Origin of the sequence: Ravibacter arvi (assembly GCF_039540405.1) — a bacterium.
Lineage (GTDB): Bacteria > Bacteroidota > Bacteroidia > Cytophagales > Spirosomataceae > Ravibacter > Ravibacter arvi.
On the sequence record NZ_BAABEY010000020.1, the window covers coordinates 128,702 to 149,350 of the forward strand.

Here is a 20,649-nt window from a genome sequence, read left to right on the forward strand (position 1 = left end):
CGGGGACCGGGAGATCCCTCCACTGCGGTCGGGATGACCCTCCGGGTGGTGCGGCTCCAAACCTGTTGTTGTCAATGGTAGCGCATCTGCCGGATGGTCATCCTGAAGCGGAACGCAGCGGAGCCGAAGGATCTCCTGTTGCTATAAAAAGTCCTCTGAAAGGGATTGGGTACGGGAAAAGGAGATCCCTCCACTGCGGTCGGGATGACCCTCCGGTTGGTGCGGCTCCAAACCTGTTGTTGTCAATGGTAGCGCATCTGCCGGACGGTCATCCTGAAGCGGAGCGCAGCGGAGCCGAAGGATCTCCTGTTGCTATAAAAAAGTCCTCTGAAAGGGATTGGGTACGGGGACCGGGAGATCCCTCCATTCCGCTGCGCTCCAGTCGGGATGACCCTCCGGTTGGAGCGGCGCCAAACCTGTTGTTGTCAATGGTAGCGCATCTGCCGGATGGTCATCCTGAAGCGGAGCGCAGCGGAGTCGAAGGATCTCCTGTTGCTATAAAAAAGCCCTCTGAAAGGGATTGGGTACTGGGAGCGGGAGATCCCTCCGTTGCGGTTGGGATGACAGGGCGGCAGAGACTCACTTTATCACATACTAAAGCCACGAATTCACGAATAAAGCGACCTATTCGTGAATTCGTGGCCACAACAAAGAACCCGCGTTCTATCTCAAAAAGCCCATCGCAACTCCTCCGTCCACGTTCAGAACGTTTCCGGTCGATTTATTCAGAAGCCCGCCGACAAATGCAAAACAGGCGTTTGCGATATCTTCAGGCAGAATGGCCTCGTTCAGCAGCGTCCGCTTGGCATAATAAGCCGGAAGTTCCTCAACGGTAATTCCGTAAGCTTTTGCGCGGCCTTCGGCCCAGCCGCCGGCCCAGATATTGGAATCGGCAATTACCGCGTCGGGGTTAACGGAATTTACCCGGATTTTATCCCCGCCCAGTTCTGCAGCCAATAGCCTCGACATATGCGCCTGGGCAGCCTTCGCCGACCCGTAGCCGGCATTATTCGGTCCGGACACCACCGAATTTTTGGACACAATATTCACAATATCCCCACCCAGGCCCTGCTTGCGGAGTATTTCAACACCTGCCTTGGAAACCATAAACTGGCCTTTCACCAGGATGTCATAAAGTTTGTCCCATTCCTCGATGGAGTGGTCTGTTATGGACTTCGAAATACTGATCCCGGCGTTGTTGACAATTATGTCGACCCCGCCAAACGCAAGGCACGAGGCCTTGAATGCGTTTTCAATGCTGGCCTCGTCGGTTACGTTCAAAACGGCTGTCGCTACCGCATCCCGGCCAAAAACCTTTTCAAACTCCGCCTCAGCACTTTTTAAACGGTCTTCATTGATATCATTCAGAACCACCACGGCACCTTCCTGCACGAATTTACGTGCAATTGCCTTGCCGATACCGCCCGCACTGCCCGTAACGAGGGCGATTTTACCCGATAGCGGCTTTGGTTTCGGCATGCGCTGCAATTTTGCCTCCTCCAACAACCAGTATTCGATATCAAAGGCTTCCTGGCGCGGAAGAGAAGTATATTCACTTACGGCTTCAGCGCCTTTCATCACGTTAATAGCGTTCGTATAAAACTCTGCCGCAACGCGGGACGTCTGCTTGTTTTTAGCAAATGTAAACATACCCACACCCGGATAAAGAATCACCACCGGGTTCGGGTCGCGCATCGCAGGACTATTCGCATGCTTACACGTTTCGTAGTATTCGGTATACATGGCGCGGTAAGCTTCTACCGCGGGCAGGATTTTCGCTTTCAGCGATTCCGTATCGGACAAATCCGCATCCGGCGCCAGGTCAAGCACCAACGGCGAAATTTTGGTCCGGAGGAAGTGGTCCGGGCAAGAGGTTCCCAACGGGGCCAGGCGCGCCAGGTCGTTGGAGTTAGCAAACTCAAGTACCCGTTCGTCGTCCGTAAAATGCCCCACCATCTGCACATAGCTCGAGCAGAAACCCCGTAGAACCGGAGCTAGCGCCGCCGCCTGTTCCTTTCTCGCAGCAGGCTCCAGGCTTGTGATTTTGGCGCCGCCGAAGACCGGCCGCTTTTTGCCATAATTGGCCTCCAGGTATTCTGCGCACTTCTCAATTACTTCCAGGGTATTGACATAGCTTTCATAAGCCGTATCTCCCCAGGTGAAAAGCCCGTGAGACCCGAGCATAATCCCACGCAGGGCAACACCCTTCTCAGCATTTTCCTGCAGACAGGCGCGGAGTTTCAGGCCCAGGTCAAACCCGGGGCGTTGCCACTCTACCCAGCCGATGGTGCCGCCGAAAAGCTCTTCTGTTATTTTCTTTCCATCCTTTGCGGCCGCTATTGCAATAGCGGCATCAGGATGGAGGTGATCAATATGTGCAAACGGAAGGAACCCGTGGAGCGGCGTATCAATGGAAGGCGCTTTCGAGTTCAGATCAAAAATGCTATGGTTAAACAATTCCACCATTTCATCTTCGAATTCAATGCCCCGGTAAACGTTCTCCAGGCTCCTCAAACGGTCGATGTACAAGGCGGCACAACCCGATTTTGTAAGCGTGCCTATGTCCCCGCCCGAACCTTTGATCCACATCACTTCGGTCGGTTGCCCGGTGAGCGGGTCCTTGTCGGTTATTTTCACAGAAGTATTTCCGCCGCCGTAGTTGGTCAGTCTGAGATCTGCCCCCAGCAGGTTGGAACGATAAATAAACAAAGCGACCTCGTCACCAGCAAGCTCGCTGGCCTTTGCTTCGTCCCACAAATAACTTACATGTTTGAAGGCGTTTTTGTCAGCCATTTTAGAATAATTGCGTTAGAATGGTTCTTTTGGCAGAACCGGCATCGTGGTTTAGGCGCCCAATACCTGCTCTCATAACAAACTTACAGGTAAATCCCCGCGGAACTTTCCTATACCTACCTGCTACCGGGCCAAAAAAGACTTCCGGGAAAATTTATCCGGGTAATTATTTGTAATAAGTCTAAATACATTATCTTTGCATAAAGAAACGATAGCCTGATATGAACAGAAGGGCCATCCTTTTTTGTTGCATGAACGAGGGGAAGGGAGAAGCAGAACTTATCCATTTACCGTCACTTTTAGTTTTCTGGTTCGGATGAATACGATAGGATTTGAGAAAGTCAGACAGATTTTAGAGAAAGAACTCGAAAATCGAAATTTGAGAAAAACAACAGAGCGGTTTACGATCCTGGAGGAGGTATACAGTCGCAATGACCATTTTGACGTGGAGGATCTCTATGATACGCTTTTAAGCAAGAATTTTCACGTAAGCCGGGCTACCGTCTACAATACGCTGGACATGCTGGTGGCCTGCGGCCTGGTAAAAAAACACCGCTTTAACGGCGATGGAGCAGTATTTGAAAAAGCGTTGGGATTCAGGCAGCACGGGCATCTCGTGTGCAATGAGTGCCACCACATCAAAGAATTCTGCGATCCCAGGCTTCAAGCCATCCAGGACAACGTGGGAGTCGCATTGGGTTTCAACATTACCGATCAGGCACTGGTGTTCTACGGCACGTGCAGCGAAGACAACTGTGAAAACAGAATCAGTGCGCCCCTTAAAAAAGAGGCGCACCAATAGCCTGGCAAAGAAGGATTATATTGGTTAACAATGAGTAGTGGCAAAGACCTCTTCCGATTTTCGGAGGAGGTTCTTTTTTTTAGCCCGCTATCAGAATTTGATCGGCACCGAAAACCCGGCATTGCCCCATTGAAAATCCAAAGATGAAGCTGCTACCCTGAAGGTCAGCTTTTCTTCCGAGTTGCTGAACGTCTTGGCAGGAACTTTAACCTGCAACACGTCTTTTCCTTTATGCTGCTCATACTTATACGCACCCCATTGGTCAAGCTGGCCATTCAATATAATCGTCCAATCTTTTTCTGACGGAGTTGCGAAAAGCGTATAAGTACCTGCTTTTACACTTTTCCCCCCAAAAGTACCGTCCTTTTTAAAGGTAATTTCAGTAGCCTTGTTTGCGCCGATCCTCCAGACTTTTCCATATTTCTCGAGGGCAGGACTGCCTTCGGGACCGAATAATTCCCTTCCCTTTCTGGATGGCTGTCCATATTCAATTTTAACATTTCCGCTTTCTGCGCTTACCCTCGGACTTTCCTCCTTCTTCTGTGCAATAACGAAAGCCAGGGTCGCGGCAAAAACAGCAAAAAATAAACCTACTCTTTTCATGTTTTTCTCGGTTTGATGGTTCGAATATCCCAATTAACGTTACAATTTGATTTTTGTTACACACGCCCTCTTACCGGCGCCGCCGCGCACTCCTCCCCTTGTCCCTTTTCGGCTTCGCAATCTTCCCTTTCCCGGTCTTTCCGGCCGTTGCCTTCCCGCGCCGTCGCGACACACTGAATGCGTCAACAAGCGTAAGGTCCATGCTTCTTCTCGACAGGTTGGTCTCTTTCACACGGACCTTTACCGGGTCGCCGAAAGTGAAGATCCTCCCGGACCGCTCTCCCACCAGCCGGTAATTTTCCTTGTCCACCTCATAATAGTCATCGTTCAGGTCATTCATTCGTACCAGCCCTTCCGACGCAGTTTCGCTGATTTCAACAAACATGCCAAACTCGGTCACACCGGAAATCACCCCCTCATAAACCTTGTCCTCTTCCTGCAGCGACATATATTCCACCTGCTTGTACTTAATGGATGCCCGCTCTGCATCAGTTGCGAGACGCTCCCGCTCAGAACAATGCATGCATTTTTTTTCCAGTTCCTCCGCATCTACCGAAGCGCCTTTGTCCAGGTAATGCTGCAGCAAACGGTGCGCCATCAGGTCCGGATAGCGACGAATAGGCGAAGTAAAATGCGAATAACGTTGAAAGGCGAGACCAAAATGACCTATGTCTTCCGTACTGTACCGGGCCTTTGCCATGGTCCGTACCGCCAGCGTCTCCAAAAGATTCTGCTCCGGCTTTCCTTCCGCCTTGTGCAGCATGCCATTCATCGACTTCGCAAGCTTTTCTTCATTAGACACGTCCAGGGAGTAACCCAACCGCGCTACAAATACCGAAAAAGTATTCAATTTATCCTGGTCAGGCGGCTCGTGAATCCTGTAGATCATGGTATTGGGTTCGGATTTCTTTTTCGAAATCCTGAAAACAAATTCTGCTACCCGTTTGTTGGCCAGCAGCATAAACTCCTCGATAAGCTTATGCGCGTCCTTCCGGACTTTTTTGGTCAGGCCGACGGGTCGCCCGGTTTCATCCAGCACGAACTTTACTTCTGTGGTTTCAAAATTGATAGCGCCTTCCCTGAAACGCTCCCGGTTTAAGGATTTGGCGAGTTCGTTAAGTGTTTTCAGCTCATCGGCATAGTCGCCTGTACCGGTCTCCAAAACCTCTTGTGCCTCTTCATATGCAAACCGCCGGTCGGAATGGATAACCGTTCTTCCGAACCATTCTTTGACAACCTCCGCTTGAGGATTCATTTCAAAGACTGCGGAAAAAGCCAGGCGGTCTTCATGGGGCCGCAGCGAACAAAGATTGTTGGACAGCTTTTCGGGAAGCATCGGAACGGTCCTGTCGACGAGGTATACCGAGGTCCCGCGCTGATAGGCTTCCGCATCAATAGGGGTACCGGGCCGTACGTAATGCGACACGTCTGCAATGTGCACGCCCACTTCGGTATTTCCGTTGGCAAGTTTTTTGAACGAAAGCGCGTCGTCGAAATCTTTTGCGTCCACCGGGTCTATAGTGACTGTCAGCACCTTTCTGAAATCCTTTCGTCCTTTAATTTCGGAAGGGTCAATCTGCTCCGGTATTGCTTCGGCTTCGGTAATGATCTCATCCGGGAATTCATTTGGCAGGCCGAATTCCGCCAGTATGGCATGCATTTCAGTATTGTGATCCCCCGCTTTTCCAAGCACGCTCGTCACCTTGCCCAGGGCCGGGCGCGAGCGACTGGCCCGGCTGGTAAGCTCAACAATCACTTTATCTCCGTTTACGGCCCCGTTGATTTCGTTAAGCGGAATATCCACCGGTTCGTAAATCCTGCGGTTATCGGGGCGTACAAAAGCGTAGCGACCACCGTGGCTGAGCACGCCCACCACCTGCTGGTGAACGTCATTCAGGATTTCCACTACCCGGCCCTGTTCGTGGTCATTTCTTCGCCGGCCATACAGTTGTACTTTTACCTCGTCACCGTCAATAGCGCCGCGTAAATCATCAGTATCTACGTAGATATCTCTTTCAAGTCCTTGTACTACCACATAGGCAAAGCCTTTGTTCACATGCTCTACTTTGCCTGTAAACTGGTCTGCTTTGAGCGTACCGTTTTTCCTGGCTGCCTTGCCCGGTACCTCGGCCGGGAAAGGCGCCTCCGGCTTGGGTTTTCCGCTGCGCTGCACACTTCCTCCCAACCACCGGAACAGCCCTTCCTTTTCATTTTCCACCCGTCCTTCCACCACCAGGTCCTGGAAGATTTCCTGGTAAAGAACCCTCAGCTTCGGATCTTCCACCGCCAGCCCGGCCACCAGGTCCTGGAACCTGAAAACCGGGTCCGGCAGCATTTCAAGCGCTACCAGCAATTCTTCTCTGATTGATTCCACCAGCTCTGAAAAATAATTTCTCTGGATGGTCGCCGCCTGAAATTCGCGGCTTTTTTGTTTTGGTTTTTTTTGCTTTTGCATATTGGTTTCTTTCCGTCCCGCTCCAATGGATCAGGAGCTGATTCGGGTAATATTTTCTTCTTTGATCGTGGGCTGCAGATGCATTTTCAGATACAATTGCGTCAGCACCACCACGTCCTCACGGCAGTAACGACAAATCTTCTCCAAATCTTTTTCCAGGTAATATACCGACGTCACCTGGTCGCCGCTCATCTCACCTTTGCTTCCCGGGATATCAAAAACTGCCGCCAGCAGATCGAGCGAAGTATAAGCCTTGTAGTCACCGAATTTCCAGAGCTCCATCGTGTCCTGGTGCAGAATCTCCCACGGACGCTTTCCCGACATCTGCAAGGCGCGCGGCAGCTCTATTCCATTGATAAGCATCCGTCTGCACAGGTAGGGAAAATCAAACTCCTTCCCGTTGTGCGCACAGAGTATCAACTGTTCCTGCTGGTATTTTTCAATAAGCCGTTTAAAGGTCCTCAGCAAATCAGCCTCGTCATTATGTGCAAATGATGCTACCTTCAGGCAAGGCTCGTCGTCGTCATTGAAAAAAATCCCGCCAAAAGCGATACAGGCAATTCTACCGAATTCCGAGGTAACGCCCGCCTGTTCCTCATACAGTGATTCATTCGTAACTTCTTCGTCTGCAGAACGCTTTCTGATCACCTGCGCTTTTTTGTCCCAAAGCTGCTGCATCCGCGGCGACAGCTCCTGGTAAGACCTGTAAGCGGCAATCGTTTCCAGATCCAGAAACAGTATGTTTTTTACTTTCTTTCGAAATTCGGGGGACATCGTCAGGTGTTTAGTTTAGGCTGAGCCTTGGATTTTGAAGTATTAGTCGCCGGCGGCAACGGAAACCGGTGTGGCAGACAATACAGTTCAGACCGCGCAGGCCGAACCGCGCGATGGTGTTTCAACAAAGGTAAACTTTTTGGAGAATTTACCTTTAAGCTTGGAAAAATAGAAGCCTCTCCGCCGTTACCGGCCTTCCTGGTCCACAAGGCTCATACCAAAAACACCGGCCAGGTGTGCTTTCAAACGGGCTGCAACTTCGCCCATCTCTACTTTTCGTGCCAGTTCCAGTTGCATGGAAGTTACTGCCTTGTCCGAAATGCCGCACGGAACGATATGACTGAAATAGGCCAGATCGGGATTGACGTTCAGTGCAAATCCGTGCATGGTTACCCAACGGCTCATTTTTACACCTATGGCGCAGATTTTTCGCGGGGGTCCCTCGCCGTTGTAGCCCAACCATACCCCGGTAAGTCCTTCAATACGGCCTGCGTCCAGCCCGTAGTCGGCCAGTGTTAGTACCACTGCTTCTTCGAGGCAGCGTACATATTTATGGATGTCTGTAAAAAAATGATCGAGATCGAGAATGGGGTACCCGACCAGTTGCCCCGGACCGTGATAGGTGATGTCCCCGCCGCGGTTGATCCGGTAATAATCTACATGCCGTTGGTCACGCGCAGCTTCGTCCAGCAGCAGATGGCCTTCCTTTCCGCTTTTCCCGAGTGTATATACATGGGGATGTTCGCAAAAAAAGAGAAAATTCCGGGTCGGCTCCTGGGCGTCCGGTCCCGACTTCCGGTTGCTGATTTTGGTAGCGACCGTTTGGTTAAAAATCTCTTCCTGGTAGTCCCAGGCGGCTTTGTAGTCGATTAACCCCAGATTTTTAAAAGCTACCTGCTTGTTACTGATCAAATCCATTTGTCAATTAGTCAGAGCCTTTGGATGAACAGGCCCGTTTTTTAAAAGAAAACACGATATCTTTAAAAAATATTCCATCCGTTACTATACTTCAAATGAATGACCCGAACGAAACAGGGCTGTGGGGTGAAGAAATCGCCGCCAAGTACCTGACAGAAAACGGTTTTACCTTACGGTGCCGTAATTTCAGATTCCAGCATTGCGAGATAGATTTAATTGCCGAAAAAGACGGCACCTTAATTTTTATCGAAGTAAAAACCAGGAAATGGACCGCCTACGGCTTGCCCGAGACCTTCGTAAATGCCGGGAAAGCCCGACTGATCAAAAGAGCAGCCGAACACTATATCTTCAGATACGACTGGCAGTCCGACATACGCTTTGACATTATAGGCATCATAACCGCCGCCGTGGACGCTTATTCGATTCACCATATTGAAGATGCATTTTGTTAGCGAAGGGCGAATTCCTGTGTGCTACAGCTTCCGTTCGATCAGCCTGGCAATGCGCTCCATCCCGGCCTGGTCGCTTGCCTGAAACCTGGCAGGATATTCACTATCCAGGTCAAGCACCATGGCCACGGTTCCGTTCCGGTGAAAAACAGGCACCACCATTTCGGAGCGGGAAGTCGCACTGCAAGCAATATGGCCGGGAAATTTTTCCACGTCTTCTACCACTATCGTTTGGCGGCTTGAGTAGCAGGCGCCGCAAACGCCTTTGTCAAAGGGAATCCGGGTGCAGGCGACCGGTCCCTGGAACGGCCCCAGAACCAGTTGCCCTTCTTTGACCAGGTAAAACCCTACCCACCACAAACGGGTCATTTCTTTGATAACAGCTGAAACATTGGCCAAATTAGCCGTCAGGTCGCTCTCACCTTCAAGCAGGGCTGAGACTGTGTCAAAAAGCGAATCGTACAAATCCCGGTCACTGCCGCCGGCCTGTATGGAAATATTCATTTTGGCAAAATAGTTCGTTATTCTATCGCTTATCAATATAAGCCTTTTATTTTTGGCGCTTGTATTGTAATGACCGCGTTTAATCACTAAAAAATGAATTCCCGACATATCCTGCTCATGGATGGTCCCGATCACAAAGGACTTATTTTTACCGTTACCAGAGTGCTTTTTGAACACCAGCAAAACATTATCCGGAACGACGAATACGTAAGCCCTTCGGGTTTCTTTTTCATGCGTACGGAATTCGAGGGCAATATCGACCCGGATATCGTGCTCCAGGCGCTCCAGAAAGCCCTCCCTGAGGGACTCCGGCTGCGGCTTAAGTCAGACCGGAAAAAGGACATTGTCCTGATGGTCACCAAAGAGCACTATTGCCTTGCCGAGCTCCTGGCGCGCTACGCTTTCGATGAATTGGGCGCCAATATCAAGGCGGTCATCGGTAATTACAACACGCTGCGGCCGTTCGTTGAAAAATTCAACATTCCGTTCTATCATGTGTCGCATGAGGGGTTAAGCCGCGAAAGGCACGAGGAAGAACTGTTAAAGATCCTGCTTCGCTATCAGCCGGAGTTTGTAGTCCTGGCTAAATACATGCGGATCCTGAGCCCGGAATTCGTCGCAAATTTCCCGGAAAAGATCATCAACATTCACCATTCGTTTTTACCTGCATTTATAGGCGCCAATCCTTACAAGCAAGCCTATGAAAGAGGCGTCAAAATTATCGGCGCTACCGCGCACTTTGTGAACAATAACCTGGATGAAGGTCCGATTATCGCGCAGGATGTGAAACGGGTAAGTCACCGGCAAACTGCCGCCGACATGGCGACGCTGGGACGTGACATAGAAAAATCAGTATTATCAGAGGCATTGAAGCTCGTGTTCGCCGACCGGGTTTTCATCTATCGGAACCGCACGGTTATTCTGTAGCTTTCAGGTTGCAACAGACACGCTAACAGCCTGTATTTCTTACCTTTCTCGAATATTTCTCTCCCGTTGGTATAATTTTAGCAGAAAAGCCTGACCTTAACTTTGACGACAGTATCGGGATGCGTCCGACTGATATTTAATGTAGCCGACTGGTACCGGTAAATTGCTGCATCGGCCGTCTGCGCGGTTCTCTCGGGGTTATCTCCCCACTCCTGTATTCTCATGAATGATGTTGCTGCGTTTTGAAAGCAAAACCAATTCTCCGTGGGTTTTCCCGGGCATGACAGTTCCGTCTTGCCGGCCCCCCTGAAGCCGGGGAGTTCCTGTTTTTAACGGGATAATCCTTTTCAGGGGATTTGAGTAAGATTCCTCCGCCGCGATCGGACTGACTGACTGTTAGTCCGTTGCACATAAGTCGATATAGCACTCCAACCTTTCCCCAACAAAAAAAGTCTACAATGTTGTTACCAAAACAAAAAAAAGACCGTCAAAACAGATAAACAACCAAGCCGGTTTAGCCCGGCATATTTTTTCGTCACAATGCCTTATGAGAGCTTCTAAGAACTCCGCCAAAATAATAGAGAGTCTTGTCGGACTGCTCAGGTTTGTAACCCTCATCGGGCTAATGACCGCTTTTCTTTTCTTTTTGAAAGGAATGAGCCACCCCTAGCAAATCTGTTGGGTACAAATAAGTGGAAGCCTTGTTTCCCACCGGGCAAAGCAGCGGCTCAGTATGCTTTTGATATCGGGATAGAGTAAGTGTAGTCAAAACACTTCTTTATATCAGGTAAATTAAGCACCTATTAAGATTACTTTCATGGGAATCAGACTTTACAGTTTTTCCACTCTGTTTCTAATTATTTTCCTGAGTCTCATCAACTGGTACGCCAGGCCGGTTGAACCTGAAGCAAAAAACACGCTGAAAGCCGTCAAAGATGACGGTAAGGGAACCATCTCCATTTTCCGCGAGGGCCGGCCTGAACCAATTCTCGTCCAGAACGCATTGCCCGATTTCCGGCCATTCCTTCACCCGCTGGTTGCTCCGCAGGGCGGGCAGGTGCTTACTGAATACAGCCCGGGGCATCACCCCCATCAAACCGGTATTTACTGGGGCATTACCCGGATCAACGGACGGGACTATTTTCACAATCCCCGCGGCGACTACTGGAAACGCATGTCTTTTTCCGTGACCGAAAACGAAGGCGAAAAGGTAAGCTGGCAAACCGTTTATCAGTTGCTCGACGAAAAGGGCGAGCCGCTTATGACTGAAACTCAGAACTGGTCATTTACCATCCGCGACAACAAATATGTGATGGACCTCGAATGGCAGGGCGATGCCAACCAGGACCTCACCTTTGGAAAATATGATTATGGCGGCCTGTTTGTAAGAATGCCCTGGAAGCAGGGTATGCCCGGGCAAGTCACCAACGCTGCGAGGCAGGTCAACCAAAAAGCCGAAGGCCAGCCCGCCATGTGGGTGGACCTCGGATTACAATATGAAGGAAGAAAACAGGCTGACCACATCGCTATCTTCGATCATCCCCAAAACAGGGGGTACCCACAGGTTTGGCGCGTTGACAACCAGATGGGAATTGGCACCGCCAAGGCGAGACGCGGCGAATGGAAATTACCAAACGGCACTTCCGAAATAACCAGGCATCAGTTGATTGTCTACAGCGGCGAGCTCAACGATGTAACCATGAACCAGGACTGGGCCAGCTTCTCAGGCCGGGGAAACACCTCCGAGCTTTGGAAAATCGCGCAGGAAGAGGGGAAAGCCGCCAAGTTTCTCACCCCGGAAGATGCGGTTAAATCCATGACCGTAAAAGACGGCTACCAGGTAAACGTCTGGGCATCAGAACCGCTGATGACCCAACCGATGGCATTTTGCTGGGACGACCGGGGCCGGTTGTGGATTGCCGAAAACCGGGATTACGAAAACCGCGGAAACGGTTTCTCAAATGCCGGTGACAGCAGGATCCTGATACTGGAAGACACCAACGGCGACGGCGTGGCCGATACCCGCAAGGTTTTCGCAGAAGGAATTGCCTTTCCGGCAGCCCTGGCAGTCGGGTTCGACGGCGTATTCGTGGGCGCCCCTCCCAATCTCCTGTTCATTCCGGACAAGAACCGGGACGACAAGGCAGATGAGGGCCAGACTGAAGTTCGTCTCACCGGCTGGGGCATTCGCGACCGCCACGAAACGCTCAACAGCTTCCATTGGGGGCCGGATGGCTGGCTGTACGGGTTACAGGGCTTTGCGACGCCGTCTAAGGTGGGCAAGCCTGTCGGAAAAGGAAAACTTTACAAAGGGAAAGACCCCTATCCTGACAAAATAGAAGTTCGCGACGGGGTGGATATCAACGGCGGCGTTTGGCGTTATCACCCTACAAAAGACAAGTTTGAGGTGGTTGCCCACGGCTTCAGCAACCCCTGGGGAATTGACTATGACGCCAAAGGCCAGTTGTTCATTACCGCCTGCGTGATCCCGCATCTCTGGCATGTGGTACCGGGCGGCATTTATCACCGGCAGGGAGGGCAGCATTTCAACCCTTATGTTTATAGCGATATACGTACCATTGCGGATCACAGCCACCGGTCGGCACATGGCGGAGCACGAATCTACCAGTCGGATGCCTATCCCGAAGATCAGAAAGGGCGCATTTTCATGGCCAATATCCACGAACACGCCGTTCTCTCAGACATTCTTGAGCGGAAGGGCTCCGGATTCATCGGTAAGCATGGCGACGAATTCCTGATGGCCAACAATGCGCAATGGGTAGGCTTTAGTATGGAAATAGGCCCGGATGGCAACCTGTATGTACTCGATTGGCACGATGCGGACATTTGCGGGTCCGATGTCCTGAACAAGGAAACCGGGAGGATTTTCAGAATTTCGCCCAAAAAATCGCTGGCGGATAACTGGAAAGGAAGGTATGAAGACCTGTCCGCCTGGTCGGATTTGCAGCTCGCCGAACTGCAGGCCAATAAAAGCGACTGGCATACCCGGAGGGCGCGGGTTATTCTTCAATACCGGGCTACGCAAAAGGCCATAGACCCTAAAGCGGTAAGTATGCTGCAGAAAGCCTTCTCGGACCGCTCCAATCCGGACCTGAGGCTAAAGGCGCTTTGGACTTTGCATGTCACCGGGAACCTCAGTCAAGAAGAGCTTATGCGGGCACTTCAGGATCAGGACGAGTATATCCGCGCCTGGGCTGTCCAACTGCTGTGCGAGGACAATGGCAATGCAAAAGACCTTGTAACCGTCCTCTCGAAAATGGCGGCTTCCGATACCTCTCCCGTGGTACGTCTCTATCTTGCGGCCGCCATTCAGCGGCTAACGCCCGAAAACCGCTGGGGAATACTCGAAGGGCTCGTGAGGCACGAAGCCGACAATTCGGACCACAACCTCCCGAAAATGATTTGGTTCGGATTGGAACCGTTGGTTGCCGACCAGCCTGAAAAATCCATTGCGCTTGCTGCCGGAAGTCGTTTGGCCTTACCTGCCAACTACATCGCCCGCAGGCTATTGGACGCCGGAAAGCTCAATCAGCTCTTCGGCCGGTTCCCGGTAGAAAGCCCGGCAACAAAAGCCATGCTCGAAGGAATCCGTGACGGGCTCGACACCCACGCTGAAGTGGAAGTCCCCGGCAATTGGGCGGCCCTTCTCAAAAAACTCAAAGGGCGGGATGCGGACGTACAGGCCCTTGCTACCGAAATCGGCAGAAAATTCGGCGACAACCAGGCTAATACCGCTTTGGCTTCGGTAATCAAAGATAAAAAAGCGCCACTGACCGAACGCCGGAAAGCGATAGCCACGCTGTCCGGGCGCCAGCGAAAAGAATTGTCTGACCTGTTGCCGGCGCTGCTGGACGATCCGGCTTTGCGCGAAGACGCAATTCGCGCAGTCGCCGCCTATGACCTGAATTCACTGGGGAGAAAGCTCCTGGATGACTACAAGCATTACAATGCCGTCGAAAAGAAGGAAGCCATTATGGCCTTGTCCTCCCGTCCCGGTTATGGCGGATTACTGACACGCGCCATAGCGTCGGGTGCTGTCCCCAAAAAGGACGTTCCGGCCTATGCTGCCCGTCAATTGCTCCGCGTGGTAGGCAGTGGCTTTGTGGAAGTATGGGGCCCCATTGAGCAGCAAAATACGGGGGTACACCAGGAGTATACCAAATACCGCAAGCTGCTGAGCGACCAGGCAACCGATAAGGCAGATCTGGCCGCAGGCAAACAGCTTTTTATCAATACCTGTGGACCATGCCACAAAATGTATGGAAAAGGCGGTGACATCGGACCGGATATTACCGGCTCTAACCGGAGAAACCTGGATTATTTGCTGGCCAATATTCTGGAGCCGAGTGCCGACATCCAGGACGATTACAAAATGGTCGTCATTACCACCCGCGACGGCCGGACCTTTGCCGGAAATATCGCGGCTGAAAATAACCAGCAGGTCACCTTAAAAATCGTGGGCCAGGCTCCGGCAATTATTTTGAAATCAAATATTCAGTCGCGTGAAGTTACACCGGTCTCCATGATGCCCCCCGGCCTTCTCACTACGCTTTCAGACAAGGAAGTAGTGGATTTGATCGGCTATCTGAGAAAGGCGGAAAAATAGCGGTACCGTCATCCCGTAGCGGAGGGATCTCCCGGTCCTAACAGGAGGTCCCTCCGCTACGGTACCATTGACAACAACAGGTTTGGCGCCGCACCAACCGGAGGGTCATCCCGACCGCAGTGGAGGGATCTCCCGCTCCCAGTACCCAATCCCTTTTACAGGACTTTTTATAACAAAAGGAGATCCTTCAGTTCCACTGCGTTCCATTCAGGATGACCATCCGGCAGATGCGCTACCATTGACAACAATAGGTTTGGCGCCGCTCCAACCGGAGGGTCATCCCGACCGCAGTGGAGGGATCTCCCGCTCCCAGTACCCAATCCATTTTACCAGTACCCAATCCATTTTACAGGACTTTTTATAACAACAGGAGATCCTTCGACTCCGCTGCGCTCCGCTACCATTGACAACAATAGGTTTGGCGCCGCTCCAACCGGAGGGTCATCCCGACCGCAGCGGAGGGATCTCCCGGTCCCTGTACCCAATCCCTTTCAGAGGGCTTTTTTATACCAACAGGAGATCCTTCGACTCCGCTGCGCTCCGCTTCAGGATGACCGTCCGGGTGGTAGCCTCCGGCTACCATAGACTTCCATTGACAACATCTATTTGTCATCTCCCCTACAAGGTGTTTTCGCAAAAAACTTTTTTCTCAGAATGACATGGCAATACGGCCAGAATGACGGCGCTTATAAACCGGATAACACCAGGCTCAAAAAAAGGAATGTTCCCGGGGTTCACGCCCGGGAACATTCCTTTTACATTTCTTTATTAAACCTTTACCAGCCCGTTACTAAAGCTTGGCAAGTGCCGCATTAAACGTCGCGCTCGGGCGCATGGCTTTCTCTGCCAACGCATCTACAGGTGTATAGTAGCCGCCGATGTCCTGCGCCTTTCCCTGAGCATCGATCAGCTCCTGGGCAATTTTTGCTTCGTTTGCCGACAGCTCAGCAGCCAAAGGAGCAAATTGTGCTTTCAGGTCGGGGTCTTTGTCCTGGGCAGCCAGAGCTTCCGCCCAATACAAAGCCAGGTAGAAATGCGATCCGCGGTTATCAATCTGTCCTACTTTACGCGCCGGCGATTTATCCTCCGCAAGGAATTTTTCGGTTGCAGCGTCAAGCGTTTCCGCCAGTATCAATGCCTTCTGGTTATACTGGGTTTGACCGAGATGCTCAAGAGACACAGCCAGCGCCAAAAACTCTCCGAGGGAATCCCAACGCAGGTAACCTTCCGTTACAAACTGCTCTACGTGTTTCGGTGCCGAACCGCCGGCCCCTGTTTCGAACAACCCGCCGCCATTCATCAACGGCACAATCGACAGCATTTTTGCCGAAGTACCCAGCTCAAGAATAGGGAAAAGGTCGGTGAGGTAATCCCGCAATACGTTCCCGGTCACCGAAATCGTATCCAGTCCCTGCCGCATCCGCTCCAATGACAGCCTGGTGGCCGCCACCGGGTCGAGTATCCTGATATCCAGACCTGTCGTGTCAAACAAAGGCAGGTATTGATTCACTTTTTTAATAATCTCGCGGTCATGCGCACGGTTTTCATCCAGCCAGAAAACAGCGGGAGTATCCGAAAGCCGGGCACGGTTTACCGCCAGCTTTACCCAGTCTTTAATAGGCGCATCCTTGGTCTGGCAGGCCCTGAAGATATCACCGGCAGAAACCGGCTGCTCCATGAGGGTATTTCCTTCTGCATCAACCACGCGGATGATTCCTTTCGCGGTTGCCTGAAAAGTCTTATCGTGTGAACCATATTCCTCGGCTTTCTGTGCCATGAGTCCCACGTTGGGTACGGAACCGATGGTTGAAGGATTCAACGCCCCGTTGGCTTTCATGTCTTCAATCACTGCCTGGTACACGCCGGCATAACAGCGATCGGGAATCAGCGCAAGCGTATCCTGCAGCTTTCCTGCTGCGTTCCACATCTGGCCTGAACTACGGATCATAGCAGGCATAGACGCATCCACAATGACATCGGACGGAACGTGGAGGTTGGTAATACCTTTATCTGAATTAACCATTGCCAAAGCAGGCCCGTCAGAAATCGCCTGCAAAATAGCTGCCTTAACTTCAGCCTCCTGCGGATCTCCTGCCAGCTTCGCGTAAACATCGCCCAGCCCGTTGCGGGTGTCGACATTCAGCTTCCTGAACAGGGCCGCATATTTTTCAAAAACCTCTGCAAAATATACCTCAACGATCGCACCGAAGATAATAGGATCGGAGACTTTCATCATGGTTGCCTTCAGGTGAGCGGAAAACAGGACACCCTTTGATTTTGCCTCCGCAATTTGCGCCGACACAAAGCTTTTCAAGTCATCCAGGCTCATAACAGACGAATCAAGCACTTCGCCGGCTTTCAGAGGAGCAAAATCTTTCAACAGGCTAACCTGGCCGTTTTCGTCGGTAAACTCAATTTTAAAGCTGGTAGGTGCGCCAACCGTTACCGATTTTTCGCTACCGTAAAAATCACCGGCGGACATCGCGGCAACACTGGTCCCGGAGTCCGGAGACCAGGCCCCCATGGAATGCGGATTGGCCTTTGCATAATTTTTCACGGCTTTCGGAGCTCTCCTGTCAGAGTTTCCTTCCCGCAGAACCGGGTTGACCGCCGACCCGAGCACTTTGCCGTACTGTGCCTTAATGGTTTTCTCTTCCTCGGTTACTGCCTCCTCCGGGAAATCCGGAACGGCAAACCCCTTTTCCTGCAGCTCCTTAATAGCGGCCTTCAGCTGGGGGATAGATGCCGATATATTCGGCAGCTTAATGATATTGGCTTCAGGAGTGGTGGCCAGTTCACCGAGTTGCGCAAGCGCGTCTCCAATCCTCTGATCTTCCTTCAGATAGGATGAAAAGTTGGCCAGTATCCTTCCGGCCAGGGAAATATCGGTCAATTCTACATCAATTCCTGCCGAAGCGGTATAAGCCTGGATGATCGGCAACAAAGAATAAGTCGCCAGCGCCGGCGCTTCATCTGTTTTGGTGTAGAAAATCTTAGGGGTATTAGACATAATACAATCTTTTATGTAGAAATGGTAAAAACGACCAGGTAAAAAGGAAACCTTGCCCTCCCCGCCGGATTACTTTCTGGCGGGCCGGAACGGCGCGCAAATCTAGCAATTTTTAGGCGGTATGAGAAGGCCCCGAACAGTTAAAATTCGACAAAACAAAGGCTTACCCCGAAGAGCTGACCCGCTATCCAGAATATCATTGTCTTCAGATCACATACTCAACCTTTCTGTCAGTGCACGGCGGCAGGCGTGGTGTGGCGTCATTTTCTCCCGGACAATTTGTCCTATTTAGCAGCGATTCCGCCCTGTTTATCTGCCAAATCGAGCTATAAAGCCGCGTGGCATAGATTTTTTCCCTTACGGCTTTCTCAAGCGTTCATTCATCACACAACCCTAAAAATAAAAACCATGGAAAACTTAATGGCAATTCCGGAACTTCGTCATCTGACTCCCACCACCCGTGAACGCGCTGTGCTTCTTGCAAACGAGCTGATCCGCCAGGGAATTTCCACCAAGGATGCCGTTTCTCAGGCCATACACAGCGCCAGGGACTGGGCCGTAAAAAATGTGAATCAAAAAGTTTGGAAACGACTTAAAAAAATGGGAATATGAATGTATACGTCCATACCCTGCTTCAGCAGGAATTGGTCTCACATCTTCAGGCGTCACTTAGCGAAAATCACCACCTTTCGTTCAGAACCAACAACTCTCCAGAAATCCCGGAGAGTTTTCTTTCTGCGCAAGCCATTCTCGGGAACCCGCCTTTGTCATGGTTCGAAACCAACCCGCCGAAAGGACTTTTGTTCTGGCAACTCGATTCGGCCGGTTTTGATCAATACAAGTCGGTCGGGACATCCGCCAGAGTTGCCAATATGGGCGACTGGTTTGCCTGGCCCTGCGCCGAAACCATAGTAGGCGGCGTACTATCGCTATACCGGGGCCTGAACAAACTGGCGCTTTTACAATCCAAACAAAAGTGGATAGGCACCCCGCTCCGCGAGGAACTCCATCTGCTTCATAAAAAAAAGGTGATGGTTTTGGGAGCCGGCACCATTGGCCTGGCTGTTAACTCTATCCTATCGGGTTTCGGCGCCGCCACAACACTTGTCGCACGGTCTGCACCACAGGCTTCGGTTCATAGCCGGGAGGAAGCACTGAAAGTTCTCCCCCATTCCGACCTTGTGATCAATACCCTTCCGGGGGCAGCCGGCAAGTACGTCGATGCCGTTTTCCTCCAGGCCATGAAAGCCGGAAGTGTCTACGCCAATGTGGGCAGAGGATCTACCACCGACGAGGCCGAGCTTATCCGTTTACTCTCTGCCGGGTACCTCGGCGGCGCCGTACTGGACGTTACCGAAAACGAGCCGTTACCCGCTGACAGTCCTTTATGGGGAATGCCGCAGGTAATACTGACCCAGCATACCGGCGGGGGGCAAGCCAACGAAGACGTCGGGAAAGCCAATCTTTTCATTGAAAACCTTGGCAGGTTCGAGAAAGACGAGCCCCTGCTCCATGAAGTAGATTTGAAAAACGGGTACTAAATCATTCGTTCAAACAAGCCGGTCAGCCGGATTTACCTCCTTTTGCATGTTCCAGTAATAGCCTTATGACTACCTCCGAAAGAATCAGAAAGCGGTACAGAGAAATTTATAATACATCGCCCCGGTTGTTCAGGTCACCCGGCCGCATCAACCTCATCGGCGAGCACACCGACTATAACAACGGGTTTGTTTTACCCGCAGGTGTCGACAAAGCCGTCTATTTTGCAATTGAAAAACGACAGGATGACCAGGTAGAGCTTTGGGCAGCCGACCTTGGAGAATCCTACCGGTTTGACCTCGACAACCTTGCGCGGCCCCCTATGGAATGGCCGCTCTTCCAGCTTTCGGTACTGGACCAGCTAAAAAAGAAAGGTTTGAAAACAGGCGGTTTCCAGGTAGTCTTCGGGGGTGATATACCGGCCGGAGCCGGGATGTCGTCATCCGCCGCCCTCGAATGCTGTCTCCTGTTTGCCCTGAATGAGCTTTTTGAGCTGGGCCTCGACCGCATGGAGATCGTCAAAATGGCACAGGCTGCCGAAAACGAATATGTAGGCGTAAACTGCGGGATTATGGACCAGTTTGCCTCCGTCTTCAGCAAACAGGGCTCCGTCATCCGGCTGGATTGTCAGAACCTTGACTATACCTATTTCCCGTTTGAGCTGCCCGGCTATAGCCTGGTGCTTTGTGACACGACAGTCAAACACTCGCTTGCAAGCTCCGCATATAACACCCGCCGCCGGGAATGCGAGACAGGCGTGGCCCTGCTCAAAAAATACGCTCCGGGCATCGCCAGTCTTCGGGATGTGCAGATCAGCCTGCTTGAACAGCACCGCGACGAGCTGGGGGAAACGGTCTTCAGGCGCTGCCATTATGTGGTGAGCGAAATCCGGAGAGTGGAAGAAGCCAGTGAATTGCTTCTGAAGGGCGACGCAATTTCATTCGGCCGGAAGATGTTTGAAACCCACGAAGGGCTCCGGCACGACTACGAAGTGAGCTGCGACGAACTGGACTTCCTCGTCCGCCGTGCCCGCTCCATCCCGGGTGTGGCAGGTGCCAGGATGATGGGCGGTGGGTTCGGTGGCTGTACACTCAATCTTGTCCAAACCGAAGCCGTTGATGCCTTTGAAGAAAGTGTCAAAAAAAGCTATTTTACCACCTACGGAAAGGAACTTCCCTGTTATCGCGTACAATTGGATGACGGCACCAGGGAATTAGACTAAAAAAATGCTGTATTTTTGTGGTTGTC

Annotated in this window: 15 protein-coding genes; 7 read left to right on the plus strand and 8 right to left on the minus strand. The window is 51.5% G+C overall.

What is annotated here, in order from left to right; genetic code table 11:
- Positions 1–663: 663 nt before the first annotated feature.
- Positions 664–2,793, minus strand: coding sequence for a bifunctional aldolase/short-chain dehydrogenase (locus ABD852_RS10545; RefSeq protein WP_345028487.1), 2,130 nt, complete (start codon positions 2,791–2,793; stop codon positions 664–666).
- Between the two features lie 379 nt (positions 2,794–3,172).
- On the opposite strand from ABD852_RS10545, the gene ABD852_RS10550 reads away from it, so the two are divergent.
- Complete coding sequence (locus ABD852_RS10550; RefSeq protein ID WP_345028489.1) at positions 3,173–3,595, plus strand: Fur family transcriptional regulator; 423 nt, start codon at positions 3,173–3,175, stop codon at positions 3,593–3,595.
- A 90-nt stretch (positions 3,596–3,685) separates the two neighbouring features.
- On the opposite strand, the gene ABD852_RS10555 is transcribed toward ABD852_RS10550, so the two are convergent.
- The 4 genes from ABD852_RS10555 to lipB all read right to left on the minus strand — a co-directional run bounded on the left by ABD852_RS10555 (position 3,686) and on the right by lipB (position 8,345).
- Positions 3,686–4,198, minus strand: a complete 513-nt coding sequence (locus tag ABD852_RS10555; RefSeq protein ID WP_345028490.1) for a DUF2911 domain-containing protein — start codon at positions 4,196–4,198, stop codon at positions 3,686–3,688.
- Between the two features lie 70 nt (positions 4,199–4,268).
- Complete coding sequence (rnr, locus tag ABD852_RS10560; RefSeq protein ID WP_345028491.1) at positions 4,269–6,653, minus strand: ribonuclease R; 2,385 nt, start codon at positions 6,651–6,653, stop codon at positions 4,269–4,271.
- A gap of 30 nt (positions 6,654–6,683) precedes the next feature.
- Positions 6,684–7,427 carry a 3'-5' exonuclease gene (locus ABD852_RS10565; protein ID WP_345028492.1) on the minus strand — a complete coding sequence of 248 codons (744 nt, stop codon included), beginning with the start codon at positions 7,425–7,427 and terminating at the stop codon, positions 6,684–6,686.
- Between the two features lie 186 nt (positions 7,428–7,613).
- Entirely contained in the window at positions 7,614–8,345 is a 732-nt protein-coding gene (gene lipB, locus ABD852_RS10570; protein WP_345028493.1) for a lipoyl(octanoyl) transferase LipB, read from the minus strand.
- Positions 8,346–8,440: 95 nt separating this feature from the next.
- Between lipB and ABD852_RS10575 the strand changes: the two genes are divergently transcribed.
- Entirely contained in the window at positions 8,441–8,797 is a 357-nt protein-coding gene (locus ABD852_RS10575) for a YraN family protein (protein ID WP_345028494.1), read from the plus strand.
- 21 nt (positions 8,798–8,818) lie between these two features.
- Here the strand turns inward: ABD852_RS10575 and ABD852_RS10580 are convergent, their stop codons facing one another.
- Positions 8,819–9,298, minus strand: coding sequence for a GAF domain-containing protein (locus ABD852_RS10580; protein ID WP_345028496.1), 480 nt, complete (start codon positions 9,296–9,298; stop codon positions 8,819–8,821).
- 93 nt (positions 9,299–9,391) lie between these two features.
- On the opposite strand from ABD852_RS10580, the gene purU reads away from it, so the two are divergent.
- Both purU and ABD852_RS10590 read left to right on the plus strand, forming a co-directional pair.
- The gene (gene purU, locus ABD852_RS10585) at positions 9,392–10,225 is read left to right on the plus strand and encodes a formyltetrahydrofolate deformylase (RefSeq protein ID WP_345028497.1); all 834 of its coding nucleotides are present in this window, start codon (positions 9,392–9,394) and stop codon (positions 10,223–10,225) included.
- Positions 10,226–11,042: 817 nt separating this feature from the next.
- Complete coding sequence (locus tag ABD852_RS10590; RefSeq protein WP_345028498.1) at positions 11,043–14,852, plus strand: PVC-type heme-binding CxxCH protein; 3,810 nt, start codon at positions 11,043–11,045, stop codon at positions 14,850–14,852.
- Positions 14,853–15,249: 397 nt separating this feature from the next.
- Here the strand turns inward: ABD852_RS10590 and ABD852_RS10595 are convergent, their stop codons facing one another.
- Both ABD852_RS10595 and ABD852_RS10600 read right to left on the minus strand, forming a co-directional pair.
- The gene (locus tag ABD852_RS10595; protein ID WP_345028499.1) at positions 15,250–15,465 is read right to left on the minus strand and encodes a hypothetical protein; all 216 of its coding nucleotides are present in this window, start codon (positions 15,463–15,465) and stop codon (positions 15,250–15,252) included.
- 177 nt (positions 15,466–15,642) lie between these two features.
- Complete coding sequence (locus tag ABD852_RS10600; protein WP_345028500.1) at positions 15,643–17,862, minus strand: NADP-dependent isocitrate dehydrogenase; 2,220 nt, start codon at positions 17,860–17,862, stop codon at positions 15,643–15,645.
- 408 nt (positions 17,863–18,270) lie between these two features.
- Here ABD852_RS10600 and ABD852_RS10605 point away from each other — a divergent pair, with 408 nt between their 5' ends.
- From ABD852_RS10605 to galK, 3 genes are all read left to right on the plus strand, one after another.
- A complete protein-coding gene (locus tag ABD852_RS10605; protein WP_345028502.1) occupies positions 18,271–18,474 on the plus strand; it encodes a hypothetical protein in 204 nt (67 codons plus the stop codon).
- Entirely contained in the window at positions 18,471–19,403 is a 933-nt protein-coding gene (locus ABD852_RS10610) for a D-2-hydroxyacid dehydrogenase (protein ID WP_345028503.1), read from the plus strand. The genes ABD852_RS10605 and ABD852_RS10610 overlap by 4 nt, the downstream gene beginning before the upstream one ends.
- Before the next feature lie 65 nt (positions 19,404–19,468).
- Entirely contained in the window at positions 19,469–20,623 is a 1,155-nt protein-coding gene (gene galK / locus ABD852_RS10615; protein WP_345028504.1) for a galactokinase, read from the plus strand.
- The last annotated feature ends 26 nt before the right edge of the window (positions 20,624–20,649 follow it).